Source organism: Nocardia jiangxiensis NBRC 101359 (assembly GCF_000308615.1).
Taxonomy (GTDB): domain Bacteria; phylum Actinomycetota; class Actinomycetes; order Mycobacteriales; family Mycobacteriaceae; genus Nocardia; species Nocardia jiangxiensis.
Map to the genome: position 1 here is coordinate 674,389 of NZ_BAGB01000041.1, position 25,592 is coordinate 699,980.

29 protein-coding genes are annotated in these 25,592 nt (G+C 64.9%); 21 read left to right on the forward strand and 8 right to left on the reverse strand.

From position 1 onward, the window contains the following. Positions 1-166 precede the first annotated feature (166 nt). The 3 genes from ON40_RS17215 to ON40_RS17225 all read left to right on the forward strand — a co-directional run bounded on the left by ON40_RS17215 (position 167) and on the right by ON40_RS17225 (position 3,740). A complete protein-coding gene (locus ON40_RS17215; RefSeq protein WP_245567841.1) occupies positions 167-1,735 on the forward strand; it encodes a Na+/H+ antiporter in 1,569 nt (522 codons plus the stop codon). A 350-nt stretch (positions 1,736-2,085) separates the two neighbouring features. Then, complete coding sequence (locus tag ON40_RS17220; protein WP_040823582.1) at positions 2,086-2,862, forward strand: MHYT domain-containing protein; 777 nt, start codon at positions 2,086-2,088, stop codon at positions 2,860-2,862. 71 nt (positions 2,863-2,933) lie between these two features. After that, on the forward strand, positions 2,934-3,740 hold the full coding sequence (locus ON40_RS17225; RefSeq protein ID WP_051193187.1) for a rhomboid-like protein: 807 nt from the start codon (positions 2,934-2,936) through the stop codon (positions 3,738-3,740). Here the strand turns inward: ON40_RS17225 and ON40_RS17230 are convergent. Next, entirely contained in the window at positions 3,679-4,065 is a 387-nt protein-coding gene (locus ON40_RS17230) for a DUF952 domain-containing protein (RefSeq protein WP_040823585.1), read from the reverse strand. The genes ON40_RS17225 and ON40_RS17230 overlap by 62 nt on opposite strands. A 355-nt stretch (positions 4,066-4,420) precedes the next feature. On the opposite strand from ON40_RS17230, the gene ON40_RS54605 reads away from it, so the two are divergent. Beyond that, positions 4,421-4,615 (forward strand): DUF7455 domain-containing protein, encoded by a 195-nt coding sequence (locus ON40_RS54605; protein WP_029903635.1) that lies wholly within the window; start codon positions 4,421-4,423, stop codon positions 4,613-4,615. Between the two features lie 98 nt (positions 4,616-4,713). Here the strand turns inward: ON40_RS54605 and ON40_RS17240 are convergent, their stop codons facing one another. Beyond that, the gene (locus ON40_RS17240; protein WP_085997723.1) at positions 4,714-5,748 is read right to left on the reverse strand and encodes an alpha/beta hydrolase; all 1,035 of its coding nucleotides are present in this window, start codon (positions 5,746-5,748) and stop codon (positions 4,714-4,716) included. Between the two features lie 151 nt (positions 5,749-5,899). Beyond that, positions 5,900-6,610, reverse strand: a complete 711-nt coding sequence (locus ON40_RS17245) for a TetR/AcrR family transcriptional regulator (RefSeq protein ID WP_051193263.1) — start codon at positions 6,608-6,610, stop codon at positions 5,900-5,902. A 157-nt stretch (positions 6,611-6,767) separates the two neighbouring features. On the opposite strand from ON40_RS17245, the gene ON40_RS17250 reads away from it, so the two are divergent. The 6 genes from ON40_RS17250 to ON40_RS17280 all read left to right on the forward strand — a co-directional run bounded on the left by ON40_RS17250 (position 6,768) and on the right by ON40_RS17280 (position 11,112). Then, positions 6,768-8,510, forward strand: coding sequence for a DEAD/DEAH box helicase (locus ON40_RS17250; protein ID WP_040823593.1), 1,743 nt, complete (start codon positions 6,768-6,770; stop codon positions 8,508-8,510). A gap of 1 nt (position 8,511) precedes the next feature. Next, positions 8,512-9,069 carry a hypothetical protein gene (locus ON40_RS17255; protein ID WP_040823594.1) on the forward strand — a complete coding sequence of 186 codons (558 nt, stop codon included), beginning with the start codon at positions 8,512-8,514 and terminating at the stop codon, positions 9,067-9,069. 418 nt (positions 9,070-9,487) lie between these two features. Continuing rightward, positions 9,488-9,811: a WXG100 family type VII secretion target gene (locus ON40_RS17265; RefSeq protein WP_040824446.1), complete on the forward strand. Its 324-nt coding sequence runs from the start codon at positions 9,488-9,490 to the stop codon at positions 9,809-9,811. A 10-nt stretch (positions 9,812-9,821) separates the two neighbouring features. After that, positions 9,822-10,130, forward strand: a complete 309-nt coding sequence (locus ON40_RS17270) for a WXG100 family type VII secretion target (RefSeq protein WP_051193189.1) — start codon at positions 9,822-9,824, stop codon at positions 10,128-10,130. Further along, positions 10,127-10,762, forward strand: a complete 636-nt coding sequence (locus ON40_RS17275) for a hypothetical protein (RefSeq protein ID WP_040823595.1) — start codon at positions 10,127-10,129, stop codon at positions 10,760-10,762. Before ON40_RS17270 ends, ON40_RS17275 begins: the two co-directional genes overlap by 4 nt. Further along, positions 10,714-11,112, forward strand: coding sequence for a hypothetical protein (locus ON40_RS17280; protein ID WP_040823597.1), 399 nt, complete (start codon positions 10,714-10,716; stop codon positions 11,110-11,112). Before ON40_RS17275 ends, ON40_RS17280 begins: the two co-directional genes overlap by 49 nt. A 459-nt stretch (positions 11,113-11,571) precedes the next feature. Here the strand turns inward: ON40_RS17280 and ON40_RS17285 are convergent, their stop codons facing one another. The 3 genes from ON40_RS17285 to ON40_RS17295 all read right to left on the reverse strand — a co-directional run bounded on the left by ON40_RS17285 (position 11,572) and on the right by ON40_RS17295 (position 14,492). Continuing rightward, a complete protein-coding gene (locus ON40_RS17285; RefSeq protein WP_040823598.1) occupies positions 11,572-12,492 on the reverse strand; it encodes an SAM-dependent methyltransferase in 921 nt (306 codons plus the stop codon). Between the two features lie 918 nt (positions 12,493-13,410). After that, positions 13,411-13,614, reverse strand: a complete 204-nt coding sequence (locus tag ON40_RS17290; RefSeq protein ID WP_040824450.1) for a DUF397 domain-containing protein — start codon at positions 13,612-13,614, stop codon at positions 13,411-13,413. Further along, on the reverse strand, positions 13,614-14,492 hold the full coding sequence (locus ON40_RS17295) for a helix-turn-helix domain-containing protein (RefSeq protein ID WP_040823600.1): 879 nt from the start codon (positions 14,490-14,492) through the stop codon (positions 13,614-13,616). The genes ON40_RS17290 and ON40_RS17295 overlap by 1 nt, the downstream gene beginning before the upstream one ends. Before the next feature lie 283 nt (positions 14,493-14,775). On the opposite strand from ON40_RS17295, the gene ON40_RS17300 reads away from it, so the two are divergent. The 10 genes from ON40_RS17300 (at position 14,776) to bfr (ending at position 21,140) form a co-directional block, all read left to right on the forward strand. Then, positions 14,776-14,919: a hypothetical protein gene (locus ON40_RS17300; protein ID WP_245567842.1), complete on the forward strand. Its 144-nt coding sequence runs from the start codon at positions 14,776-14,778 to the stop codon at positions 14,917-14,919. Beyond that, complete coding sequence (locus ON40_RS17305; RefSeq protein WP_040823603.1) at positions 14,919-15,131, forward strand: hypothetical protein; 213 nt, start codon at positions 14,919-14,921, stop codon at positions 15,129-15,131. The genes ON40_RS17300 and ON40_RS17305 overlap by 1 nt, the downstream gene beginning before the upstream one ends. 142 nt (positions 15,132-15,273) lie before the next feature. Beyond that, the gene (locus ON40_RS17310) at positions 15,274-15,834 is read left to right on the forward strand and encodes a DUF3558 domain-containing protein (RefSeq protein WP_040823606.1); all 561 of its coding nucleotides are present in this window, start codon (positions 15,274-15,276) and stop codon (positions 15,832-15,834) included. Between the two features lie 482 nt (positions 15,835-16,316). Next, positions 16,317-16,874: a DUF3558 domain-containing protein gene (locus ON40_RS49885; protein WP_083895694.1), complete on the forward strand. Its 558-nt coding sequence runs from the start codon at positions 16,317-16,319 to the stop codon at positions 16,872-16,874. Positions 16,875-16,904: 30 nt separating this feature from the next. Further along, on the forward strand, positions 16,905-17,417 hold the full coding sequence (locus ON40_RS17315) for a hypothetical protein (protein ID WP_157186316.1): 513 nt from the start codon (positions 16,905-16,907) through the stop codon (positions 17,415-17,417). Between the two features lie 6 nt (positions 17,418-17,423). Then, positions 17,424-18,602 carry a WXG100 family type VII secretion target gene (locus ON40_RS17320; RefSeq protein ID WP_051193193.1) on the forward strand — a complete coding sequence of 393 codons (1,179 nt, stop codon included), beginning with the start codon at positions 17,424-17,426 and terminating at the stop codon, positions 18,600-18,602. A 61-nt stretch (positions 18,603-18,663) separates the two neighbouring features. Then, positions 18,664-19,431: an ESX secretion-associated protein EspG gene (locus tag ON40_RS17325; protein WP_245567843.1), complete on the forward strand. Its 768-nt coding sequence runs from the start codon at positions 18,664-18,666 to the stop codon at positions 19,429-19,431. A gap of 138 nt (positions 19,432-19,569) precedes the next feature. Beyond that, positions 19,570-20,184 carry a methyltransferase family protein gene (locus ON40_RS17330; RefSeq protein ID WP_040823608.1) on the forward strand — a complete coding sequence of 205 codons (615 nt, stop codon included), beginning with the start codon at positions 19,570-19,572 and terminating at the stop codon, positions 20,182-20,184. A 126-nt stretch (positions 20,185-20,310) separates the two neighbouring features. After that, complete coding sequence (locus tag ON40_RS49890; RefSeq protein WP_083895695.1) at positions 20,311-20,511, forward strand: (2Fe-2S)-binding protein; 201 nt, start codon at positions 20,311-20,313, stop codon at positions 20,509-20,511. A gap of 146 nt (positions 20,512-20,657) precedes the next feature. Beyond that, complete coding sequence (gene bfr, locus ON40_RS17340) at positions 20,658-21,140, forward strand: bacterioferritin (RefSeq protein WP_040823614.1); 483 nt, start codon at positions 20,658-20,660, stop codon at positions 21,138-21,140. A 51-nt stretch (positions 21,141-21,191) separates the two neighbouring features. On the opposite strand, the gene ON40_RS17345 is transcribed toward bfr, so the two are convergent. Then, positions 21,192-22,928, reverse strand: a complete 1,737-nt coding sequence (locus ON40_RS17345; RefSeq protein WP_051193195.1) for a DEAD/DEAH box helicase — start codon at positions 22,926-22,928, stop codon at positions 21,192-21,194. 778 nt (positions 22,929-23,706) lie between these two features. Here ON40_RS17345 and ON40_RS17350 point away from each other — a divergent pair. After that, positions 23,707-24,729, forward strand: coding sequence for a YihY/virulence factor BrkB family protein (locus ON40_RS17350; RefSeq protein ID WP_245567866.1), 1,023 nt, complete (start codon positions 23,707-23,709; stop codon positions 24,727-24,729). 64 nt (positions 24,730-24,793) lie between these two features. Here the strand turns inward: ON40_RS17350 and ON40_RS17355 are convergent, their stop codons facing one another. Then, complete coding sequence (locus ON40_RS17355; protein ID WP_157186317.1) at positions 24,794-25,549, reverse strand: hypothetical protein; 756 nt, start codon at positions 25,547-25,549, stop codon at positions 24,794-24,796. Between the last annotated feature and the right edge of the window lie 43 nt (positions 25,550-25,592).

Here is a 25,592-nt window from a genome sequence, read left to right on the forward strand (position 1 = left end):
AACGACGGGCGCGCCGCCGGGAAGACCCGGCGGCGCGCCCGTATTCGTACACATCACCAATTCGATTGTCGCGCAACGTCTTCGGTGACAATTTCGCGGACTCCCCGCCGACATGCCTTCGCCGACAACACAAATGCTGGCAAACTGGTCAATTGTGGAGCAGTTGGTGTTGGTTTTCATTCTGGCGTTCGCGACAATCCTGGCTCAACCATTGGGTCGCAAGACAGGTCTCGCACCAGCTGTGCTGATGACCGTCTTCGGTCTGGTGCTGGCCATCATTCCGCAGGTTCCGAATGTGACGCTGTCGCCGGAGTTGATCCTGCCGCTGGTGCTCCCGCCGCTGTTGTACGCCTCGGCCCGGCGCACCTCCTGGCAGCAGTTCGCCGGTAATGCGAGTCCGATTCTGCTGCGCGCCGTCGGGCTCGTCGTCGCGACGGCAGCGGCCGTGGCCGCGGTGTTCCACCTCTGGTATCCGTCGATTCCGGTGGCCGCGGCGCTGGCGCTGGGCGCGGTGGTGGCGCCACCGGATCCGGTCGCGGTGAGCGCGCTGGCCGACCGGCTCGGCCTGCCCCGCCGTCTGATGTCGGTGCTCGAAGGTGAGGGCCTGTTCAACGACGTCACCGCGATCGTGCTCTACAACGTCGCCATCCAGGCCGTGGCGACCGGCAAGATCTCCACGCTGCACACGATTCTGGAGTTCGTGATCTCCGCGGTGGTCGCGATCGTGGTCGGGTTGGTGCTGGGCTGGGTGGGCAGCCGAATCATGCGCCGGCTGTCGGAGGCGCCCTGGCAGGTGGCGCTGGGCCTGCTGCTGCCGTTCGCCGCCTACGGTCTGAGCGAGGCCGCACACGGTTCCGCGGTGCTCTCGGTTCTGGTGTGCGCGCTGTATCTGACCGATGCCGCAACGGATTTCAGCGACAGCGACTACCGCATCGTCGGCGATTCGTTCTGGGACGTCATCGATATGCTGGTGACCGGATTCGCCTTCGGGCTGATCGGTCTGGAACTGAGCTCGGTCCTGGCAGCCACCGGACCCGAATGGTCCAAGATGCTGGCCGGGGCGGGCATCGTCATCGCGGTCGTGGTCGGGCTGCGGCTGGTGTGGCTGATGATCAGCACCCTCATCGTGCGGGGCGTGTTCCACAGCAGCACCACCGACGAACCACACACCTGGCGCGAGACGCTGGTGACGTGGTGGGCCGGTATGCGCGGGGTGGCGACGGTCGCGCTGGCCCTGGCCGTCCCGTTGACCACCAACTCCGGTGCGCAGTTCCCCGGACGTTCGGAAATCCTGTTCACCGCGTTCGCGGTCGTGCTGTTCACCCTGCTGCTGCAGGGCACGACTCTGCCGTCGGTGGTGCGCGTGAGTCACGTCCAGGCGGATACCGAGATCGAGCGCGCCCTCGAACGCGGGCTGTGGGTGCGGATCCTGCGGGCCGAACTGACCCGGCTGGACGAACTGGTCGACAACGAGCAACTGCCGCCCGCGGTCTCCCAGCGCCTGCGCGAGGGCTTCGAACGTCGTCTGGCGACCGCGGATCCGGCGACGGCGGGCGATGTGAAGGATGCCGACAAACCGCTGCGGTTCTCCAATACGATCCGCGCGATCACCAACGAGGTGCTCGAGGCGGGACGTTCCGAGGCGATGACAGCCCGGCGCGAGCCGGGTATGCCGCCGGAGCTGGTGGACCGCATGATGCGCCGACTCGACCTGCGACCGCCGCCGTTCCTGTAGTATCGCCCGCCCCGGGACGCGGCACACCCGATCCGCGGGCGATCGTACCGAATGGTGACATCGCTTGTGCGACTGGATGTTCCACACGAGCCGTCCGATACCGGTCCGTGGTCGCCCGAGGTTCGCCCGGTCGGCGAGCCGCGGCGTTCCAGTGCCATTGACGTACTCGCGACACACCGACCGATTGCGCGGTCACCTCGACCTCGCATGAACCTGGGCCGTTCGGTTTCCACATCCCAGCAATTTACCGGAAGTTTCTAGTTTAAATTTGCTACCAGCGAGTATGCGGCTACTGTTCGATGATGTCGCCGCCGATCGATGAGGCGATGACTGGCTAGCAAGGAGTCGGCATGCCCGCTATCGACCAATTCACCTATGGGTGGCTCACACCCGGTCTCGCCTATCTACTCTCCGTCATCGGGTCGTTGCTGGCGTTGCGATGCATGACCCGCGCACGCACCAGCCCCCAGCCCCGCGGCTGGATCATCACCGCGGCCGTCGCACTGGGCGGCACGGGCATCTGGGTCATGCATTTCGTTGCGATGCTCGGCTTTTCGATCCACGGCGCGACCATCCGGTACAACATCCCCATCACGCTGCTGAGCGCGGCGCTCGCGATCGCCGTGGTGTGGATCGGACTCTGGGTCGTGGTCCGCCGACAGGGTGAGCCCGCCTCGCTGCTGACCGGCGGGACGGCCACCGGACTGGGCGTGGCCGCGATGCACTACGCGGGCATGTACGCGATGAAGTCCGACGCCGCAATGGAATACGACCCCTGGATGGTGCTGCTCTCGATCGCCATCGCGATCCTCGCCTCGACCGCGGCGCTGTGGTTCTCCCTGCACGTGCACGGCGTCCTGGCCGCTATCGGCGCCGCGATGATCATGGGTATCGCGGTCTGCGGAATGCACTACACCGGCATGTACGCCATGCACACCCACCTGTCGGACCAGATGCACATGCCTTCGGGCGCAACGGCCCAGGCACTGCTCACCCCCCTGATCATCGGCGTGAGCATGGTGACGATCCTGCTGTTCCTGCAAGTGGGCATCACCGATCCCGACGAACCCGACCTCACGCGCGTGCAGGGCCAGCATGCGAGCCGCTACTGGCCCAGCCGGGACTGACCCGACCCGCCGACCCGATTTCGAGGGCGCGTCGCCAGGCGAGCACTCCTCGGGCGCGCAAGGATGATCCTGTGCCCGCCTCGCCACTGATCCACTACCGGTCCCCCTGGACCCGGACCGTCGATGTGGGTGCGGTCCGCCGGACACTGCGGGACTGGTGGCACTCCCCCGGGCGGACCCTGCGGGCGCTACGCGCGGCCCGCCACCATCTCGGCGGCGCACCCGCCTCCTGCGCCTACGCGTTCACCCTGTTCGTCACCTGGTGGACCCTGCGCGGGATCAGCGATGTCGCCGGGCACCGGTTGATCCTGTCGCTGTCCACGAATCTGGCCAATATGCGCCGCGAACCGGTTCAGGTGCTGGTCGCCTCGGCGTTCTGGACCGAGGGCGGCTTTCCGTGGGGGACGATGCTGGGCTTCCTCGTCGTGATGGCCTACGCCGAACGCTGGCTGGGCACGGTGCGCTGGGTCCTGGTGTTCGCCTCCGGTCACGTCGGCGCGACGTTGATCGTGGTCACCGGCATCTCCTATGCGGTGCAGCATCACCTGATTCCGCTGAAGGTGGTGCACGCCGCGGATGTCGGTACCTCGTACGGCTTTTCGGCGGTGCTCGCCGCGTTGGCCTTCCATCTGCCCGGTCTCGCGCGGATCGTGTGGGCGGTCTGTCTGCTGGGCTGGTACGCACTGGGTGTGTGGCGTGGTCGCACCTTCACCGACTACGGCCATCTGACCGCGATCCTGATCGGATTCGCGGCCGGCGGAATCGCCTTGCTGATCTCGCGGCGACTGGAACGACTGGGCCGGCGACGCCGCGCGGCTACTCCCGAGGGTCCGACAGCGTCGGATAGCTCCCGTCCGGACCAGGCCGATACTCGGTGACCGACACCACCGCCCGCATCGGCAGCGGGCCGTACAGGTGCGGGAAGCGCATCGATTCCGGATCCGTCGGCACGCCCGGCTCCCAGGCCACGGGGGCGTCGAGCAGCTCCGGATCGAGCCATAGCAGAACCACATCGTCGCGGCCGCCGAACAATCGGTTGGCCGGGAGGTGAACCTGCTGTGGCGCGGAGAGGTGGATGAAGCCCTCGGCGTCGAGCGAGTCCGTGCGCCGGATCCCGTCGGCCCGCGCGCGGTCCCACTCCCCGCGGGTGCACATGTGAACAAGCCTGCGCGCGTGCGGGATTGAGGCTTCGGTGGCGTTCATGCCCCGACCCTAGCCGATTCGCCGCACCCTCTGGCCTCGAAGTTTGCCGCATCCCGAGTGTGAGTGTCGGTGCCCCGGGGTAATCTCCGAAATAGACAACTGGATCGGCAAGTTCTCGACAACCGAAAAGAAGGTGAGACCGTATCCGACGGGTATGTTCGCCCACAGCGAAACACCTGGTCATGTTACGGAAAACACAGTGAAACATCTTCGGGAACAAAGCCCCCGTCCCAAACGTCTGACAGAGTAGTCAATACCACTGCTGGGAAGTAGCGGCAGCGAGCTCGCGGAGGAGACCGCGGGCCCCACACCCAGGCGAACGGTCTTCTGCACCGGGAGCCAGGACGGAGGAGTCATGCCAGGAACCCTGACTAGCACCCCACTGACCGCGGTCGATCGGTGCGACCGCTGCGGGGCAGCTGCACGTGTGCGTGCAGTCCTTCCCGCCGGTGGTGAGTTGCTCTTCTGCCAGCATCACGCCAACGAGCACATGGATCGCCTGCGCGAGCTCGAGGCCGTGATCGATACGGAGTCGGCACCGGCGCTGTAACCATCAGCTCCTCTCGTCCGCTCGACAACTGAATCTTCCGAAGTACGCATACGGGCGGTCCCTTCCGGGGCCGCCCGTTTCCTGTTCTCGAACCGGATCTATACGCCCAGCCCCTTGGCCAGAACCGGCCAGGACCGGATGAAGTTCTCCCGCCAATAACCCCACGAGTGCGTGCCCGAGGGCTGGAAGTTGAAGGTCGCCGGGATATGCAGCTGCGCGAGCCTGGTGGCGAGGTTGTGTGTGCAGTAGTCCACACCCGCTTCGATGACGCCGCCGATGATGAGCTGATTGGCCAGCCCGCCCGGACCGGGCAGCGTGTACGGGCCGTCCAGCGTGTCGTACGGACCGGGCAGACCGTTGCCGGAGGAGACGTACAGGTTCAGTCCGCGCAGCTGTGCGGCGTGCAGATAGGGGTCGTTGGCCGCCCATTCGGGCGACCCGTCCGGGCCCCACATATTGTCCGTGTTGCCCCCGCCCCACACGTTGACGGTCAGCTTGACATATTGCGAGCCGACCGGATCGCTGGTCTGGGCGCATCCGCTGTACGCGGCAGCCGCGCGATACAGGCCCGGTTTCGCGATCGGCAGCGCCAGCACCGTCGTCCCGGAGGTGGACAGTCCGGCGATGGCATTGATGCCGTTGGTGCCCAGCGCCGCGTTGATGATCGGCGGCAACTCCTCGGTGAAGAAGGTCCGCCACTTGTTGCGGCCCAGCGTCGGATCGTCCTTGATCCAGTCGGTGTAGTAGCTCCACCTGCCGCCGATCACCTGGATCACGTTGACGTTCTTGTCTGCCATGAATCCGGAGACGATATCGGTGTTGTGATCCCAGGTCGCGGTGTCCTCGCCACCGCCGGCGCCGTTGAGCAGATACAACGTCGGGCGCGGGACCGAGGCGTCCGCGGGGCGGTGCACGTCCACCGGGAACGCCTTGCCCATCGCCGCCGAGTACACCATGAGCCGCAGGTCGCGTTTGCCGAGCAGGTGCGCCGACTGCACCCGGGAACCGTCGGGCGCGGACCGGTCGCCCAGCAGCGAGCCGGACGTCATGATCGGATCGGCATGCGCAGTGGTGGCACCGGTGTCGATGCCGACGGCGGCGAGGACGATCGTGGCCGCGGCGATCGCCGCCATCCGTGTGCCGCGACGTATCCGACGAGATTTCAACTCCGCGCCTTTCCTGTCGAGCTGGCTGGCTACCAGCGAGCCACCGTATCGGAAATCAGGATGCAATCCGTCGCGGCTCGCAGACAGGTAATTCGATTGTTTGGCAGCCGAGGAGCCGCTATCGCGGGCGGTTCTCGATACCGTCCAGCAACCGGGCGAGGCCGTAGTCGAACGCGCCGTCGGGATCGCCGGGAGCCTGATACGCCTGTCCGGCCGCGGCGCCGACCCGGCTGGACAGCGGATAGTCCGCCTCGGGCATGACCTGCGTCAGCAGCGGCCCGTGCACCTCCCACCACTGCGCATCGCTCATCTCCTGCGCGCTGCGCGCCGCGGCGACGGCCATGCGGGCGTTCCCGGTGGCGAATTCGGACAGCACCGCGATGACGCGATCCATTTCCAGATCATCGAATCCGGCGCCGTCGAGCGCGGCGAGCTGGCGTTCGAAGCGGCGGATCCGGCCCGGCCCGAGTACCTGACGCCACGGCGGCACCTCCAGCAGCCAGGGATGGGCCAGGAGTTCGGCCCGCACCCCTCGCGCGATCGACGCCATGCGGTCGCGCACCGGCAGGGCCGCATCGATGGGCGCGTCCTCGGCGGCGACCGAGTCGACCATGAGCATGATCAGCGCCTCCTTACCTGGCACGTAGGTGTAGAGGCTCATCGGGCGCACTCCCAGTTCGGCGGCGACCGTACGGATCGACACCCGGTGGTAGCCGTCGCGGTCGGCGATCGCGATGCCGGCGCGCACGACCGCGTCCACGGACAGGCCCTGTCGAGGGCCGCGCGCTCGCGCCGGGGGCGGCAGCGCATCGCGCCACAGCAGGCTCATCAGACGAGTGGCCTGGTCGAGGGCGGATTCTTCGGTCACGGCGCAGCTCCTGGAATTTCGGTACGCTGTACGGCGTTACTCTATACCGTACGCTGTACGCCGATAAGGGAGGCACGCCCTGCCCACCACGCACGCCACCTATCTGCCCGATCGGCACATGTTCGCCCTGTGGACCTGGACCGGACGCCGGCCCGGCCCCGCACCCACCGGAGCGGGCGAACCGGACCGGATCGCGCTGGCGATTCCGTCGACCACGGGCGATATCGCCGTCGCGCAGGTCGACTGCACGCTGGTCGAACCGGATCACCTCACCATGGCGCGGCGCACCCCGTCCGTGCGCGCCTGGCGAGCGGCTCTGGACGGCCGCGCGGATCCGAGCGCGTTGCCACCGGCCGCACACGCGGTGCCGAATGCCACCGAAACCGGGATCATCTCGGCCGACCGGGCACTGCGCGCCCTCACCGGCACGCTCGCGGTCGGCGCGGAACTCGAGACGACGCTGCGCGCGCGTCTGCGGCCCTATCAGGCTCGCGGTATCGCCTGGCTGCGGGAGACCACGGCGGTGCACGGCGGCGCGGTGCTCGCCGACGAGATGGGTCTGGGAAAGACCGTGCAGGCCATCGGATTTCTCCTCGGGCGCGCGGCGGATGGACCGCAACTGGTGCTGTGCCCGACCTCGCTGGTGAGCAACTGGGTGCACGAGATCGAGCGTTTCGCGCCGAGTCTGCGACCGGTCGCCTGGCGCGGGGGTGTACTACCCTCGCCCGCAGCGAATCTCGTCGTCATCGCGGGTTATCCGACGTTGCGCGGACATGCCGGGCCACTGTCCGACACCCCATGGGCGACAGCGGTATTCGACGAAGCTCAAGTATTGAAGAATCCGCGCACCCAGGTCGCGAAGGCAGCACGCTCGATCAGCGCGCAGGCGCGAGTCGCGTTGACCGGAACGCCGGTGGAGAACCATCTCGACGAGTTGTGGGCGCTGCTCAATCTCGCTGCGCCCCGGGCATTCACGCATCGAGCGCAGTTCCGGCGGCGGTTCGTTCGGCCGATCCACGAGGGCTCGGCCGACGCGGCGCTGCGTCTACGGGACACTCTCGAACCGATCGTGCTGACTCGCAAGAAGTCTCAGGTGGCCGCGGCGCTGCCGCCGAAGATCCACTGCGATCTGATCTGCGATCTGACCGACGAGCAGGGGCGACTGTACGACGAGCTGCTCGATCGCGCGGAGGCCGAGGGGTTCGGCAGTGGAGTCCAGCGGCATTCGCGCGTGCTGGCGGTGCTCACCGCGCTCGGTCAGCTGTGCAACCACCCCGGCCTGATCTCCGGCGATCTCGACGAATTATCCGGGCGTTCGGGAAAATTCGACGTCTGCGCCGATATCCTGGCCAACAACGTCGAACTGGGCGATCCGACGCTCGTGTTCACCCGGTTCCGGCGCACCGGCGAACTGCTGGTGCGGCACTGCGCCGAACGTCTCGGCGTCACCGCGCCGTTCTTCCACGGCGGCCTGAGCATCGATGAACGCACCCGGATCGTCACACGGTTCCAGTCGCCCGACGGGCCACCGGTGCTGATCCTGAGCCTGCGCGCGGCGGGCACCGGCCTGACGCTCACCCGCGCGGCCGACGTGATCCACTACGACCGCTGGTGGAATCCCGCCGTCGAGGCGCAGGCCTCCGATCGCGCGCACCGCATCGGGCAGACGCGCACGGTCACCGTCATCACCCTGACCACCGGAACGACCGTCGAGGAACATATCGCGAGCATGCACGACCGCAAATCCGCACTGGCCGATCTCACCACCGACGCCGATTCCGACAACAGCGCGGTCGCCGCACTGGCCCGCCTGGACGACGACCACCTGCTCACCATCCTGCGCCGTAAGCGAGGCAATTGACATGCCCGACAACGAATTCGGCTACACCGCGTGGGGCATGGACTGGGTTCGCCTGGCCGAACCCCTGCGCACCACCCGCCCCGATCCCCTCCTCCCCCGCGCCCGCAGCATCGCCCGCAACGGCGGCGTACACACCGAAATCGACGGCACGGCAGTACGAGCGAGCATCCACCGCGGCTCCCAAGCCTCGATCACCTACCTGGAACTCGCCCCACTGTCACCCGAGACGATCACCGCCATAACCACCAGAATCCCCACGGACACAGTAGAACTGGGCGACGACACCCACGTGTCACTCCGCGCCGCCGGAATCACCGTGGCTCCGACTCTCCATCTCACCGACTGCTCCTGCACCGCCCGCACTCCGCGCTGCCTGCATCTGCTGGCCACCTGCTACGCCTTGGCCCGTCAGATCGATGAAAACCCTTGGCTGGCACTGGATCTCCAGGGTTATCACAGTTCGACGGCCGAACAGTCACCGACGAACGAGACACCGGTACCCCGCTGGACTCCCATCACATCCCTCGACCCCGCAACGTTCTTCGGCGTTGCCACGTGATGAGCGGAATTACCCGAGCACGACAACTCGCACCATCAGGGATCCGGTAATAGCCCTGGCGGCAACCCCTTCAGCGGCGAGGCCCCGGGAACTGTCGGCGACCCCTCACGCCGGCGCGCGATACTCCCTTCGCGGGCACCAGCAACGCTGTCGTCACCGGGTAGGTAGCCGCGACCGTAGTTGTCTCCGAAACAGGCCCGGATCGCACACGCGTCGGCAACGGCAACAGCGCACGCATCGGCATCGGCATCGGCATCGGCATCGGCATCGGCATCGGCATCGGCATCGGCATCGGCATCGGCATCGGCATCGGCATCGGCATCGGCATCGGCCAGTTCACTGGATGCCGCCGTGCGGCACCACTCGGATCGGCATGGGTTACCGTGGGGTCGGCGTCGAGGGAGGGGGATTCGTATACATGGCAGACGCAACGTCGTTCACGATGGTTCCCGAGACGGTGCGCTCGGCGGGTACCTACGTCCAGCAGACCGCCGAAGCCCTGGTCTCGGGTGTTCACAACGCCGACAAAGAGGTTCAGGGCCTGACCGCCACCTGGAAAGGCGCGGCGGCCGACGCGTACGTCGCAGGCTGGGAGGAGGCCCGCAAGGCAGCCCTCGAAGTCCTGGAAGCCCTGCACACGATGGCCGATCTGCTCGGCGTCACCGCTGCCAGCATCACCGACCAGGACACCACCCGCGCGGCAGCCACCACCCAGCGCGTCTCGTCCCTCGACCTGCCGTGAGGAGCACACCATGAGCGACCACGACCGCGGATACAGCGTCGACCTGGACCACCTCGACGCAGTGACCGCCCGCATCGCCGGCCTGCACAGCTTCATCACCGATTCCCTATCGGGCCTGGATTCGAGAATTGCCGCCACACACCAGGATTGGACCGGCGCGGCCGCGGAAAAACACGCCGAGGCCCACCGCGAGTGGATGAAAGCGGCCACCGAGGCCCGCGACGGCATCGAGGCCATGCGCGCGGCCGCCGAAACCGCACACCCTCGTACACCGACGCCATCGCCGCCAACCGCAAAACCCTCGGAATCTGACGCGTGACCACGATCGACGTCCAGCCATCGATCTACTACACCGCCGCCTCGGCCCTGCACACCTCGGCGGTGAACCTGTACAACGCGTTCAACAACCGCGCCGATGCGCTGGATAACCACCAGCTCGCGGACTGGAACGCCACCATCGGCACCAAGGGCCCCGCGCCGGTCAAGCCTGCCGACCCGCTTCCAGCGGTGCTCAGTTGCCGCAAACCGCCGCCCTCGGCGGGCGGCCCCGGCAATGGCCTGTCCGATGCGATCCACCTCGCCGAGAAGGTCGGCATCGTCATCCCGGACGGCGACCTGGACAAACTCGCCTCGATCGCGGGCACCTGGACCGCCATGCACACCGATCGCGCCATCAGCGGCCTGGCCGATGGCATCGGGCGCATCATCTCGTCGGTATCGCTGGTCAAATCGCCCGAGGCCGCGCAGGTGGTCGAAGACCTGCAAGGAATGAAGCTCTCGGCCAGCACGATCACCGACGGCTGCAACGAGATCGCGAAGTCCTACCAGACCCACCACGACGACCTACACCGACTGCGCGAACAGCTGCAAAAAAGCTCGAGGAGCTGGCGAAAGAACTGGCCGTGCAGGTCGGTGTCACGATCATCCTCGGCGCGGTCGCCAACTGCCTGACTGCGGGTTTGGCCACCATTGTGACCGCCGCACGCATCGCGAAGATAGTCGACGAATTCGCCGTTCCCATCCGGGACATGGTCACCGGCTGGCTCAAAGTCCGGACAGCGGAAAAGGACTACGACGCCACCAAAACGCTCGCCGCCGCCGCGAAAAGAGAACGCGACGCCGCGGCGCGGCTGAAAAAGGGCGAAGCGCAAGCGAAAAAGGAAACCGAAGACAAGGCGAAACAAGACGCCAAGACTCAAAAGGCCAACACCGGCGAACCGCTCACCTACGACGATATCGAGGCGTTGCGCCGAGGCCCGAGCACCCAAAAGGGCACAACCTCACCGGCGCTGTCTTCATAGAAGCGCCGCTTCGCAAGCTACGTCACCGCTGCCGGTGGTCGTCAGTGACGGCTGGACCGTCGCTGACGTTGAGCACTGGAATTCAGAAGAAGGACAACAACTCTCACGCATCGGTGGTTCCTGTCCGCGCTACGAAGAATCGAGGCCGATCGCCGCGCCCCCTCCCGGACAGCATCGCCCAGCAACCCGCCATTTTTGGGCACCGGACATACTCAGGAAGGTCAGCCTCGACGATCGTGGTGCGCCCGTCGGAGGAACCCGAATCGGGTGGGAGAACTCCGGCAAGACCAGTGGCGCGTAAGCATTCAACCCAGGCAGTCGTCAGCGAAGGTGGTCGAACTGTGGCGGAATGTTGCTGGGACGCATAGCATCCGACACTTCGGGAGGCGTCGGTAGCGGAGTTCGAAGCTTCGGGAATGCGGTAGGGCTTGTCGTCGGAGGAGGCGGTGCCGCGCGGTTCTAAGCGGAGCCGGATTTGCGGGCCGTGACGAATTGGCCTCCGTGCGCTGGGAACATGGTTTCCTCCTCGAACTGCACGCCGTATCGCTCCGCTACGTCGTCGACGTGGTCGACGGCTACCGTCCAGCCGTGCTCGCGCAGCCAGGTGTCGACGGGGAAGTCCTCTTCCTCGTCCGGCCAGAGTTGCGTGATGTCGAAGCCGGTTCGTTCGACCATGCGGTTTCGGCGTTCGATGAAATCCGGGTCGCGGCGCAGGCTCGCCAGATCGGCGACATACTCCAGTTCGATGGTGCTGCCTGCGACGGTGAGTTCGTCGACCGTGCGGAGCAGTTGCTCCTTCGCCGCGTTCGGCAGGAAAGGTAGTAGTCCCTCGGCCAGCCACGCCGAAGGGCGGGTCGGATCGAAACCTGCCGCTCGCAGCGGTCTCGTCCACTCTTCTCGCAAATCCACCGCTACCAGTCGGCGATCCGCTCTGGGGCGCGCACCCTGCTCGCCGAGGACGCGATCCTTGAACTCCAGCACCTTCGGTGCGTCCAGCTCGTAGACCGTGGTTCCCGCGGGCCAGTTCAGGCGGAACGCGCGGGCGTCCAACCCTGCGGCGAGCAGAACCATCTGCGACACCCCGGCCGATGCGGTCCCGAAGTACTCGTCGAAATACCGCGACCGAACTCCCATGTAGCGGGCCATCGTCGACCAGGGGACGTCGGGATCCTCCTCGGCCGCGTCCGATCGAGTCGGCAATTCGATCGGCGCGTCGGCTGCTCGTACGAATGCCTCCGCATACGGGTCGGACACCAATCCACCCTCACGATTGGTCTCCATCGCCCGCCCCGCCGCGACCGCGAGCGCAGTGAATCCCACGCCCGTGACGATGTCCCACTGCGCCGACATTCCTCCCGCGAACTCGCTCGCGCTCGTCATGTGAAGTCAATTTACTCGCCTGATCACCAGTGCGGCAATTGATGAGCTACCTCAAGGTGAGCAGCGCAGGTCGAGCGGCGGGTCTTGTCTGAGCGACACGCGTTGCCGGGGCTGTCATCCGACACCTGGCATGCAAGCAGTCGAAGGCCAGCCCCTCCGGTTAGACGCAGATCATGGCCGCGACCAGAGTCGTCAGGTGCCTTCCCCACCGCAGGTAGCGAGCAGGAGATTTCGACCAGAGCAGTTCCACGCCGAAGCTGGACCCTGCTGGTTCAACGCCGAGGCCGGGGCCCGACAGTGTCGATTGCGGTCCGAACGTCGTCGCTGAATGGTTATGGGGGGCGATCAGCTCAGTTTCGACGGCCGATCGAGCCGATATCCCGACGTACCGGGCATTTCGGATTCGGCGACCGGTCAGGTTGGGGGTGCGTCACAGCCTTGGCGTTCGCCATCGCACGTCCACCTCCAAATGTGACCTGCCACAACTGCCCGAGCAGGAGCGAGAAACCGAGCTGCCCGACCGATTCGGAGCACACGCCTTCGATTGGCCCGACGACGATGGGGATCGCAACCGTTGCACTCTCGCACAAGTGACAGGCAGAGGTAGAAGTGTTGCCCCCAAGACATATCGGCTCCGCGTGGCGGCTGACGGGCGAAAGTTCGAGTCGGCCGACGATGTAGCGGCCCGGATGTCAGGACCGGCGGGTTTTCATCGCGGCCCCGGGGAGCGGGCGCATCGGTTCGCGGCGGGGTGCGCACTCGAGGCAAGACGGATCGAGCGCGGTCTGCTGGATGGTCGGATACGAGAGAATTCCCGATGCCCGATCGGGACAACCGGGCAACCGGAACGGAACGTGTTGAGCCCCTGAGGGTTCTACGTGTTGGAAGTCTGCGCTGTGTTATTGGAAGTCTGTGGCGTCAGGGTAGGTCGAAGTGGCCGGAGTGGAGGGCGGTTGTGAAGGCGTCCCAGGCTGTGGGGGTGAAGACCAACGCTGGGCCGGTGGGGTTCGTGGAGTCGCGGACGCCGACCATGTCGTCGGTGAGGTGGGCTACCTCGACACAAGTGTCTCGAGTACTGGACCTGCTGCTTTTGAACCACGCTGCGCCGGAGAGATCGATCATCACGCTTGGTACTCCCTTGCCACATCCAGGAGAAGACTCCTACTCCTCTTCTCATCCAACGCTACCCGCTTGATTTGCCCAATGGCCTGCCGATACTGCTTGATCTCAGACTCCTGATCCAGGTACAGCGCACCTGTGTACCCCTGCACGTAAACCACTGGAGGTTCGGAAAGCCGCGTATTCGAACGCGCTGGAAACTCCATCAGGACAAAGGAACCAGTGATCAGCCCCAGATTGCCAGTTACCTGCTGAGGGACGATGCGAATCGAGATATTCTGCGCCGCAACGACATCAGCGAGGTGGATGAGCTGCTCCTCCATCACCCCCGGGCCACCGATCTGGTTACGCAATGCAGATTCACACACCAATGCTTCAAGCTGAACAGATCTCCACCCGTCCGTGAGGCTCGCGACGCGCCGGCTGTGCAGTTCGATCAGCGGCTCGATCTCAGTCGTCGGCCTGCTGGGGAACTCGATCCAATGAACCGCGCGCCGATAGTCAGGGGTCTGCAACAGGCCCGGAATCAGCGCCAGCTGAAACGTCGTCAACCGGCTCGCAGCCTCCTCTAGTCCGATGAACATGTCCGTGTCCGCAGGAACAGCGTCGGCGAAACTGTGCCACCATCCCGGCTTCTTCGTCTCAGCGATCAGGCCGACGAGCGCCTCGGTGAGATCTGCTGGTGCACTGTACATCTCACATAGCACCTTGATGTACAGCTCTTTCAACTTCGGCCCCTGCTGCCCGGACTCCATCCGCCACAGGGTCTGCGGCGAGACCTCGATCGCCTCGGCGGCGACCACCGCCGATACTCCGGACTGCTCACGCAGCTTCTTCAGTTCACGGCCCAACATCCGCCGTGGCACGGCCGATCCGGTCATTACCTAGCCTCACTCCCCTTGGACTCAGATTTTGGAATGGGTTCAAAGCGTCATTTTGGAAGCGGCACAGCCTTTTCCAGGATTCGCGCCCCGAGAGCTTCCGCCGCGTTCTCCGGCAGCGTACTACTGATCTCGACCCGGCGGCCAGGATGTTCCGCAACTCGAATTCTCTTGCACTCGAGTTCATTCGGCCTTGGCCGCCAGGCATTCCAATCTGCCCAAAACCAATTCGGAGTATTCCATGTACGACATTCCAGTAACCGACCACAGCCGATTGCCCATCATGACGATCGACTATGCCCACCTCATCATGCAGAAACATCTGGAATGCCCCGCCACGATCTGCCGGGTCAAGGCTCAGGCCAAACAGCGCCTGATCGAAGCGGGCCGACTCATCCCCGCCGACGTCCCCCACCTGGGATTCTGATGTCCGACAACCCTGTATTCCACGACCACCCCGGCCACGCTCTGCCCGCCCACCAGATGCACACCGTCATCACCAGCAGCATCCACGCCCACTGCACCTTCGAAACCTGCGCCATGATCCGCACCTGCTGGACCACCCTGATCAACCTCGGCCACCCTCACCCTTCGGACACCCCCGAACAATGCCCGATCTGCTCGGAAACCCCCATCTGATGTCACCGCAGTTCGAACGACCACAAAGCCGGTTACACGGCCAAAAGCCGGAATCGTAACGGTGAGCGAAGGTTTCACGAGGGGCGGGGATGCCGGTCCGGTCCCGGCGCAATGTCTACGCACCGGTGGTGAAAGGATCTTCATGGCCACGAGAGGTGTCATCCCAGCGTCATTGGCGACGGGGGCCGTTGTCCTAATCCTCTCGGGATGCGGGACGTCCGGCTGCGGGACGGTATCGAGCAGCAGCGCGGCCGCAGCAAACCGAGCGGAGGTTCCGACCGGGTTCGATCCGTGCATGGACATCCCCCAGAGCATCCTGGATCCCGAAGGGCTGCAAGGGAAACAAGTGAACGACTTCCAGGCCGACGCTGGCAAGACTCTCTGGCACGGTTGCGTCTGGTCCGATCCAGACGGGTACGGAGCGACGATCCAGACGACGAACCTCACCATCGACGCCGTCCGCGACAAGCATTTTCCCGGAACGCACGAATACACCATCGCAGGGCGTAAAGCCATTGCAACCGACCAGTCGGAGCAGGATCCGAGCGAGGCGTGCACGATCAACGCGGAGCCAAGAGGGGGAAGCCTCGAGTTCAACCTCGACAATCCGGCATCGGCGCCGAAGACTGGCAGAACGAATACATGCCAGCTCGCTCGAGAATTAGCAGAGAAGGTTGTATCAATCGTTCCTGCCACGGTTTAGAAAAAGAGCGGGAGTACAACGACGAAGCAGCCAGCGAGTCACAGTCTCGAACCTGTGAACGCCCAGTTCGGTGCATACGTCCGTGAGCCAGGAAGTGTGACAGCAGGCCAGCAGATTCGTCGATGCCCGAAAAGACCACTGCCGCATTCGATCTCACCGAGCTACTTGTCCGACCTCACGGCATCAACGCGGCTGGCACGGCCGAGAAGGCAAGAAACATCAAGCCGGGCCGCCGAGCACAGGCACCACGAGCATCTCGTTGCCGAATGGCCTTGCTTGCAGTGACAGGCACACCAACGCTCCGCTGAACAGTCACCTTGTCCGCTCCGAACACGGACGTGGCGTCGTCAACCGCCGAATCACCGCAGCACCGATTGCCCGCCGCAGAGCCAAACAGGTACGGTAAGGCCAAGTTCACGAGGGGGCAGGGTGCCGGTCCGGCCCCGGGGCGATGTCCGTCCATCGGTGGCGAAAGGACCTTCATGATCAGGCGAGGTGTTGTCTCGGCCGTGCTGGCCACTGGGGCCGCCGTTCTCGTGCTCGCTGGATGCTCGCCGTCGGGCGGGTCTACGTCGAGCAGTAGCTCCGCGACAACAACGGCCGTGACGGTGCCGACAGGATTCGACCCCTGCAATGACATCCCGCAGAGCATCCTGGAGTCGGAAGGCCAAACGAACAAGCACGTCGACAACAGTCAGTCGAATGCTGGCAAGACTCTATGGCAAGGCTGCACCTGGGCAGATGCCGACGGGTACGCATCTACGATTCAGATGACCAATATCACCCTTCAGATGGTGCGCGATAAACATTTCCCGGAGACTCAAGCGTTCACCATAAACGGGCGCAATGCGATCTCCAGCCGACAGGTCGACAACGCAGATCCCACCGCTTGCACCGTTGATGTCGAAGTTAAAGGCGGTAGTCTCGAGTTCAATCTGACCAATCCTTCGTACGCACCGAAAACGGGTAAACAAGATACTTGTCAGCTGGCCCGCAGTCTAGCACAGAAGGTTGTGTCGGTCGTACCCGCCGCAATTTAGCATGAAACGGAAAAGTAGGGAGGGGTAAGCATGGCTGACGATGGAGACCAGAGGCCGCTCACGGGTCTGATAAATGCAGCCAAGGCTGGGAATCTCAGCGTTCGAATGGATCTTGACAAGTTCGTCTATCTGGATCGTGACTGCACATTCTTCAAGAACCAGATTCAGCAGATTCAACGAACGATGCAGGATGTGTCACGGCAATCACACTGGGGCGTGGGCGAGGACCATGTACCAAACGGTGGCCGTGATCTCGTGTCCGCTAAAACAATGGTCGAACGCTGGAGGTCCAAAGCTGCGGGCGCAAAAGACGGCAACAGTGTTCATACCATTCTCGACTCCCACTGGCAGACAGTTGACGATTTCCAGACCCTCTTCCGTACGATCCGAGAACAGATAACTGCCCATGATCAGGCACAGGCAGCGAAATACAAACAACTCGAAGCGAGCCTGCCGCAACAGGCTCCCGCGCCGGAGCGCTTGGCTACGATCACCCAGGCGCTTCCGGGCGCGATCCCTCAACTCTTCCAAAATGTGAAGTGAGTTGATATGACAGCTCAGAGTGAGCCTTCCCGAATCCCGAACGGCGGCGAGAATGTCCTCGCCTGGAGCCGCCAGGATATTCAAGATGCCTTCGAGCACCTAGACACCACTGATGCTCAGAATCAGGCACTGAAGTACGCGACCGCCGCCAGTGAGTGGGATCAGGGCCTGGAGACCTTCAAACGCTCGGTCGGCGCATCCATCTCCGAGGCCTGGGAGGGCGCGTCCGCGGAGGCTGCCAAGAAGGCGATCACCGAATACACCACCGACGCAGCGAATCTCACCGATCTGCTGTCCGGGATCGGCAAGGACATCAGTGCCGCCGCGAATGCCGTGGTCCAGACGAAGAACGGGATCAAACCCGCGGCGCAGCACTCGTGGACGACGAATATCCCGTACTTCGGACGTGCACAGGCTCGTAGTGAGGAGCACACTCGCACGCAGAACGAGGCCGATACGCGCGATGCGATGCTGCAGCACTACGTCACCGAATTCCGTAGGACGGACAGCTCCGTCCCGGTGCTTCCGGCGAGTTTGAATCCGACCAAGAAGGACGACAGCGCGCCGAAGGTCACCGGTCCGGGGACCACTGCCCCGACGACGAGCTCCGGGCCCGACAGCGCGGATTCGAACGACAAGAATTCGAACGACAAGAACAGCAAGGATTCCACCGACCAGTCGGACCAGTCGAACGATCAGAATCAGTCGACGAATCCGAACAGCAATACCGATGGTTCGTCCCAGTCGAAGGACAAGAACGACTCGACGTCGACGAGCCCGTCCTCGACCGACAGCAGCGCCACGACTCCCAGCAGTGTGTCGCCCAGTTCCTACAACTCCAGTGGCACAGGCGGTTACAGCGGGACCGGCGGTGACACCGACGGTACGTCCGGGGGTGGTGCGGGCCGCAGCGTGCCGGGTACGAGTAGCCCGAACGCGAGCCAGACCGCTGCTGCCGCCGCGAGTACCCGCGCGGGCACCTCGACATCCGGTCTCGGTGGAATGGGCGGCGCCGGCAAGGGCAAGGGCGAGCAGGACGAGGATCGCACGCACACCACGCCCGATTATCTGATCAACGCGGAGAATGCCGAGGAACTCATCGGCGAACTCACCCGCACGATTCCCGGCGGAGTCATCGGCGGCGATTTCGACAGCAACAGGACTCCGCAGCCGCCTCCGGCGTAGCGGATCGAACCCGTATGGGGACAACAGGTTTGGTGTGGCGGCGGCAACGCCGGGATGATCGATGGGAACGCGTATGACGCAGTGGGCTTGGGAGCCGGACGATTTCGCGGCGCTGTGGTTCAGCGACGCCAACGACAGGATTCCGGGTCTGCTGCGGTTCACCAGCCGATTCGCCTACAACGATGAGTTCGAACTGCATCGGCCGGCCGTGCGCGGGCGGTACGACGCCGATGAGCTCGAACAGATCGACCTGGCGTTGCACACCGTCACGACCTCCGACATGCGGATCGAAATCCTTGGCAGCACAACGAAATACCCGGGCAGCACCGGCGCGGCGCGAACCTACCGAATCATCGGCGCACGCAACCTGCACCACGGGACCGTGCTGTATCAGATCACCGAGGGTGAGGTGGACGGCCGAATCCGCGCGCACTCGTGCCGCCCCGAACAGCTCGGCGCTCGTCTGGTCGCCACGATCCCGGCCCGCGAACCGGGCCGCGCACAGCCGATCACCGTGCACCCGAGAGATATTCGCGACAATCACCAGTCCGCGACCGGCACCACGCCCGCCGAGCGCTACCGGCGGCTGCTCGCCCGGCCCGTCGACGGAAACGGTACGGCCGCACTTCTACTGGGTCCGATCCACGCCTACCCCGATCCGGTGCAGGAGATCATGTGGTGCGATTTCGACGACGGCCGGTACCTGCAAGTCCGTGGCGAGCACATCAGCATCCGTCCTGCCGTCGCGAAGGATCTGTCCGCGCGCTTCGGCGCCTGGTTCGAGAACGCCGTGCAACGTCAGCGCGAGGAGCAATACGAGCGCTGGTAGCCCTCGCACCGCCGCCGAAGCCATTGCACTCCGGATATCGCAACGCTCGGGCCACCAATCGAAAATCCACCCGCGGGTGGAGTGAGATCGGCTGCCGGGTGGTGTCCGGACCCACCCCGACGCGCGCATTCTCGAAGCATGACAATTGTGGATGCGCTGGCCACAGCGGCCGGTTGGAGTATCGATATCGTCGGACTGGTGTGGCTGGGGACCGCGGTGTGGTTCGCCGCGGCGCGGCCGACCGGGCTGCGGGGGAAGATCTGGCATTTCTTGCGGACGTTACTGCCCGAGCCGTGGATGATCGCCGGGATCGTCGCGCTCAGCGTCGTGATTCACCTACTGCCCCGAGATGTCTGGGATCCGATCACTTGGAAGGCTGCGATCCTGAAGGGAGCCGGTTCGATCCTGATCATTGCCTCGGCGGTGCTGATGGTGTGGGCGCGACTGGCCCTGGGCACGATGTGGGCGGGGCGGCCGATGATCCAGCAGGACCATCAACTGCGCACCGGCGGGCCCTACCAATTGGTGCGGCATCCGATCTACACCGGACTGCTCGGGCTCATGATCGGTCTGACGCTGGTGGCCGGATTCGGGTCCTCGATCGTGCTGCTCGTCTTCGTCACCGTCTGGCTGTTGCGCCGGGTACGCGTGGAGGACCACATGCTGATCGATACGTTCGGCGACGATTACCGCAGCTACCGGCAGCGCGTGCCGGCACTGGTGCCGTTCGCCGGGCCGCTGATCCGGGTCTGAGCGGGAATCGATCGGTCCGAGACGGTTCTCCAGCGCGGGAATCCGTGCTATACATAAGGCGAGGCTAACCTCCTCAGGCGAGGCTAACCTCGCCGAGAACCGCCCTACCGCACCGCGAGGCCGACCGTGTACATCTGCATCTGTAACGCCGTGTCAGAGTCCGACGTGCACAGCTGCGTGCAGGCAGGTGCATGCACTACCAGGCAGGTCAAGAACGCCTGCGGCTGGAAGCCCGGCTGCGGCAGCTGCACCCGACGCCTCAGCGAAGTCTTCGGCCAAGCCATGGCAGCCTCGGCGAACGCCTCCTCGGACACTTCGGCGGCCTGACTTTCCCAGTCCGCCGCACGCCGAAAAACAACTGAAAATTTGCTGAGGTGAGCCTAGCCACAATGAGGTGTGGCTGACCTTTATTCTGCTACAATACAGGGCCCCGGTGTTCAGGGCGCCGGTTCCCATGTGTCACTATCGCTTTCATGGAAGGCGACAAGGATATTATCGCGTTGCTCAACGAGCAGCTCACCGCCGAATTGACGGCGATCAACCAGTACTTCCTGCACGCCAAGATGCAGGAGAACTGGGGTCTCACCAAGCTCGCCAAGCACACCCGTTACGAGTCCATCGACGAGATGAAGCATGCGGAGATCCTCACCGACCGCATCCTGTTCCTCGAGGGACTCCCCAACTATCAGAAGCTCAATGTGCTGCGGATCGGCCAGACGGTCTCCGAACAGCTCGAAGCCGACCTCGCCGTCGAGATGGAAGCGGTGAACCGGCTGCGACCGGGCATCGAACTGATGCGTTCACGCGGTGACGTCACCTCCGCCCGGATCTTCGAAAAGATCCTCGAGGACGAGGAAGAGCACGTCGACTACCTCGAGACCGAACTCGAACTGCTCGCGAAACTCGGTGAGCCGCTGTACCTTCAGCGCTTCACCGAAACCCCCGAAGACGATTGATCCAGCTCGCACCCGTCCGGTTGCGAACGCGACCGGACGGGTGCGACGGGCCTACATCCGCCGCAACGCCGTGATGCGCTCCGAGAGCTGATCGACCGTGGCCAGCGCCGTGGGCGGCCCACCGCATTCCCGGCGCAACTCACCGTGAATCACACCGTGCGGTTTACCGGTGCGGTGATGATGCATCGCGACCAGGCTGTTCAGCTCGCGGCGCAATTCTCCCAGCTTGTCCGCTGTCGCAACACGTTCCGCAGCCGCCGAGACACTCGGCCCCTCCTCGGTCATCGTGGCCGCCGCACTGCGCTCCTGAATCTGGCGAGTCTGCCGATCGCGCAACAGCGCGCGCATCTGATCGGCATCGAGCAGGCCCGGAATGCCGAGATAGTCGGCCTCCTCGTCACTGCCGGAGAACGTCGCCGTACCGAACGAATCACCGTCGTAGATAACCTGATCCAGTTCGGCGTCCGCGGCCAGCGCGACGAACTTCTTCTCCTCGTCGCCGGGCTCGTCCTCCTGCTTGTTGGCCTCGATCAGCAGCTCGTCGTCCAGGGCGTTCTTCTCACGATGCGGTTTGCCGATCACGTGATCGCGCTGCACCTCGAGCTGCGCGGCCAGATCCAACAGCACCGGCACCGACGGCAGGAACACACTCGCGGTCTCCCCGGGACGCCGGGCACGCACGAAACGACCGATCGCCTGCGCGAAATACAGCGGCGTGGAAGCGCTGGTCGCATAGACGCCGACCGCCAGCCGCGGGACGTCCACGCCCTCGGACACCATGCGCACCGCCACCATCCACGGATCGGTGCTGCGGGCGAACGTATCGATCCGATCCGAAGAACCCGGATCATCGGACAACACCACCGCAGGCTTACTGCCCGAAATGTGTTCCAGCAGATCGGCGTAATCGCGCGCCTTCTCCTGATCGGTGGCGATCACCAGACCGCCCGCGTCCGCCATACCCGTGGCGCGCAGCTGCCGCAGCCGGGTGTCGGCGGCGATCAACACCTTCGACATCCAGTCACCGGCGGGATCGAGTGCGGTACGCCACGCGCGCGCGGTCTGCTCGGCGCTGAGCGGCTCACCCAGACGCGCCGAATACTCCTCGCCCGCGCTGTCGCGCCAATGCGCCTCACCCGAATAGGCCAGGAACACCACGGGCCGCACGACACCATCGGCCAGGGCCTCGGAGTATCCGTAACTGTGATCGGCGCGCGAACGCGGGAAGCCGGCCTCGTCGGGCTCGTAGGTGACGAACGGGATCTGGCTGTCGTCGCTGCGGAACGGAGTACCGGTCAAGGCCAGACGGCGCGTCGCGTCACCGAACGCCTCCGCGGTGGCCTCACCCCAGCTCTTGGCATCGCCCGCATGGTGGATCTCGTCGAGAATCACCAGGGTGCGGCGGTTTTCGGTGCGCACGCGATGTTTGAACGGATGCGAAGCCACCTGGGCGTACGTGACGACCACTCCGTGATAGTCGCCCGAGGTGCCACCGGTGGAGTTGGAGAAGTTCGAATCCAACGCCAGCCCGGCCCGCGCCGCCGACGCCGCCCACTGATGCTTCAGATGTTCGGTAGGTGCGACCACCGTCACCTGATCGACGGTGCGATCGGCCAGCAGCTCGGACGCCACTCGCAGGGCGAACGTCGTCTTGCCTGCTCCCGGCGTCGCAACCGCGAGAAAATCACGTGGTTTGGTAGTCAAATACCTGGTCAGAGCCCTGCGCTGCCACGCACGTAAAGAACCGCCACCACCCGAAGTCACTCCAGGAAGAGTACCGACCCCCACCGACAACTACCCAATCCGACACTGTGTCTTCGGCCTCCGCTGCGCTCCGGCGGGGCCGCGGCCCCCCAAGGGCCGATTCTTCCCTCTCTCCGCTCCCCCGCTTCGCTCCTCCGCTCCACTCAGTCCAGAATCGACCCGGGCCGCGGCCTTTGGAGTTGGCGTTCCCGGGGTGGACGGGCCTGGGCTGGCGTCGGGCAAACGTTTCTGTGACTCGGTCAGGGCGCTCCGCTGCTTCATCACACCAAAATCGAACCGGGCCGCGGCCTTGGGGTTGGCGTTACCCGGGGTGGACGGGCCTGGGTTGGCCTCGGGCACGCGCTTCTGCGACTCGGTCGCTACGCTCCGCCTTCTTCGACACACCAGGATCGAACCGGGCCGCTGCCTCGGAGTCGACCTTGTTCGGGGTGGGCGAAACTGGGGGACTCGGGTTTGCCTGTTCTGCTTCGGTGCTGTGTTCGATTGCCTTTGCTTCGCTGGGGTGGGGTCGCAGGTGCGGAGTTGGCGTTGCCGGGGTGAGTGAACTGGTGAGTCGAGGAGCTGACGGCGGTCGGCCGCGTGGTCGGCTGTGTCCCTGCGCCGCGGGCAAAGTTCTGGCCATCGGAGCCGGTGTGGCGTACGACACCGGGAGCGTCGGTGGGTGGTGGGCGCGCATTTCGGACGGCGGTAGGAGATGCTGGTAGGCGAGATGAATGATCAGAGGGTGCCGCGGACGGACCGTGACCGGCCGAAGTGGGTCGCGTCTGTGGTGCGTGCGGTCGGGCGGTGGCTGATTCTGGTCATCGGGCGGATCGTGCATGCACTGCTGCGGGCCTGGGCTCTGGTGGCTCGGGTGGTCGTCAAGGCCTGGAACGATTCGATATTCACCAAATCGGCGGCGGCGGCCTTCTGGCAAATGTTGTCGCTGGCTCCGCTGCTACTGGGGTTGCTGGGCTGTCTCGGCTACGTCGGCGGGTGGTTCGGGCCCGATACGGTGCACATCGTCGAGAGCAAGATCATCACCTTCAGCCGGAAACTGTTCAGCCCCACCGTGGTCGACGACCTCATCCAACCCACCGTGGGCGATGTCCTGCAACGCGGACGCGGTGCGGTGGTGTCGATCGGATTCGTGCTGTCGCTGTGGGCCGGATCCTCGGCGATGGCGACGTTCGTGGACGCCATCGTCGAAGCGCACAATCAGCAGGACGCCCGGAACCCGGTGTGGCAGCGAATTTTCGCGCTACTGCTGTACGTGGGATTCCTGATCGTCTCGGTGTTCGTACTGCCGCTGGTGGCGCTGGGTCCGGTGCTGATCGGGCGAGTGCTGCCGGAGCCCTGGCGCGACCCCGGACTGCGACTGCTCGACGCGTTCTACTATCCGGGCACCGGGTTGCTGATCATCATCGGGCTGACCACGCTGTACAAATTCGCGCTGCACCGGTCGCTGCCGTGGCACCGGCTGTTCGGGGGCGCGCTGGTCGCGGGCGCGTTCTTCATGACCGCGAGCATCGTCCTGCGGCGCTACCTGTCCTGGGTGGCTCGCAACGGCATCAGCTACGGGGCGTTGTCCACTCCGATCGCGTTCCTGCTGTTCACCTATTTCCTCGCGTTCGCGGTGATCATCGGCGCAGAATTCAATGCGACCGTGCAGGAGTTCTGGCCCGCCCGCCGGACCCGCTTCGACATCATCCGCCGCTGGCTCTCGTTCCGCCTGCACCGCACAATCGACCCGACCATCGAACCGCCCGAACGGGACTCGACGACGGACCCGGAACCCGGACCGCGACGTCCGCCCGGGACGAGCCCGCTACGGATCTCCCCCTGAGCGGCGCGGTCCGTACACGGAGATCCTCCGGGCCAACGCATTCCGGGCCGGGCGCGATGCCGGGTCAGTCACCCTCGACGACGTGCGCATCCGGAAACGCCCGTGCCAGTGCCGCATCGGCGATGATCTGGGTCAGCAGATCCTTGAGCGGGCATTCGGGCAGGATCGCCGCCGTACCGGCGAACGGTTCGGCCACATCGAGTCCGTCCGCTGCCAATTCGGCTATCACCCAGGGCATTCCGGTCCCGTCGGCGGAATAGCCCAGGGCTTCGCGCAGGGCGGCGATGGTGGAGAGCATCAGTTCGGCGCGAGCGGCGACCGCCGCGCTCATCCGCTCCTCCAACTCCGCCCGACGCTGCTCCAGCGCACCGGATTCCGGATCCGCCGCGGCCTCCTGCGATTCGCTCAGGCGCACGAGCCCACCCTCGAGCAGCTCGAACCCTTCGTCCAGAACCAGTGTGCCGACGGCGATCTCCTTCTTCGCCAGACCCGGCATATCGCGCATGAATCCGTCCAGGGTATCCATCGCCGCGATCATCCTGGCCCGGATGTCCACCCGGCGCTGATGCTCCCGCTCGGCCGCATCACGTTCGGCCAGTGCGTGATCGAGCGCACGCTCGAGCTGCAACGCCAGCGACAGCGAATCCGGCGCGATCGCGCCACGCAGCGGCTCCTGCCCCTCCCCAGGGGTGGCGATATCGAGGAAATGGCCGACGCTCTCGCGCAGAGACTGCAATTCTTCGCGGCAGAGTCCTGGTTGACGGAACACCTGCAGATACTGTTCGAGGGTCACCGACAGATCGATTTCGTCGTCTCTCACGACCTCACCTCGCCCGTGCTCGGCTCCGTCCTGCATCGAGCCT

Bases quoted from the DNA above. Each gene is read 5' to 3' on its own strand.
- ON40_RS17310 (WP_040823606.1), top strand. From the start codon at position 15,274: ATGGCCACGAGAGGTGTCATCCCAGCGTCATTGGCGACGGGGGCCGTT.
- ON40_RS17245 (WP_051193263.1), bottom strand. From the start codon at position 6,610: ATGAGCCTGCTGTGGCGCGATGCGCTGCCGCCCCCGGCGCGAGCGCGC.
- ON40_RS17220 (WP_040823582.1), top strand. From the start codon at position 2,086: ATGCCCGCTATCGACCAATTCACCTATGGGTGGCTCACACCCGGTCTC.
- ON40_RS17295 (WP_040823600.1), bottom strand. From the start codon at position 14,492: ATGACCGGATCGGCCGTGCCACGGCGGATGTTGGGCCGTGAACTGAAG.
- ON40_RS17270 (WP_051193189.1), top strand. From the start codon at position 9,822: ATGAGCGACCACGACCGCGGATACAGCGTCGACCTGGACCACCTCGAC.
- ON40_RS17330 (WP_040823608.1), top strand. From the start codon at position 19,570: ATGACAATTGTGGATGCGCTGGCCACAGCGGCCGGTTGGAGTATCGAT.
- ON40_RS17290 (WP_040824450.1), bottom strand. From the start codon at position 13,614: ATGATCGATCTCTCCGGCGCAGCGTGGTTCAAAAGCAGCAGGTCCAGT.
- ON40_RS17265 (WP_040824446.1), top strand. From the start codon at position 9,488: ATGGCAGACGCAACGTCGTTCACGATGGTTCCCGAGACGGTGCGCTCG.
- ON40_RS17240 (WP_085997723.1), bottom strand. From the start codon at position 5,748: ATGGCGGCGATCGCCGCGGCCACGATCGTCCTCGCCGCCGTCGGCATC.
- ON40_RS17320 (WP_051193193.1), top strand. From the start codon at position 17,424: ATGACAGCTCAGAGTGAGCCTTCCCGAATCCCGAACGGCGGCGAGAAT.
- ON40_RS17255 (WP_040823594.1), top strand. From the start codon at position 8,512: ATGCCCGACAACGAATTCGGCTACACCGCGTGGGGCATGGACTGGGTT.
- ON40_RS54605 (WP_029903635.1), top strand. From the start codon at position 4,421: ATGCCAGGAACCCTGACTAGCACCCCACTGACCGCGGTCGATCGGTGC.
- ON40_RS17300 (WP_245567842.1), top strand. From the start codon at position 14,776: ATGACGATCGACTATGCCCACCTCATCATGCAGAAACATCTGGAATGC.
- ON40_RS49885 (WP_083895694.1), top strand. From the start codon at position 16,317: ATGATCAGGCGAGGTGTTGTCTCGGCCGTGCTGGCCACTGGGGCCGCC.
- ON40_RS17250 (WP_040823593.1), top strand. From the start codon at position 6,768: ATGTTCGCCCTGTGGACCTGGACCGGACGCCGGCCCGGCCCCGCACCC.
- bfr (WP_040823614.1), top strand. From the start codon at position 20,658: ATGGAAGGCGACAAGGATATTATCGCGTTGCTCAACGAGCAGCTCACC.
- ON40_RS17305 (WP_040823603.1), top strand. From the start codon at position 14,919: ATGTCCGACAACCCTGTATTCCACGACCACCCCGGCCACGCTCTGCCC.
- ON40_RS17325 (WP_245567843.1), top strand. From the start codon at position 18,664: ATGGGAACGCGTATGACGCAGTGGGCTTGGGAGCCGGACGATTTCGCG.
- ON40_RS17315 (WP_157186316.1), top strand. From the start codon at position 16,905: ATGGCTGACGATGGAGACCAGAGGCCGCTCACGGGTCTGATAAATGCA.
- ON40_RS17230 (WP_040823585.1), bottom strand. From the start codon at position 4,065: ATGAACGCCACCGAAGCCTCAATCCCGCACGCGCGCAGGCTTGTTCAC.
- ON40_RS17285 (WP_040823598.1), bottom strand. From the start codon at position 12,492: ATGACGAGCGCGAGCGAGTTCGCGGGAGGAATGTCGGCGCAGTGGGAC.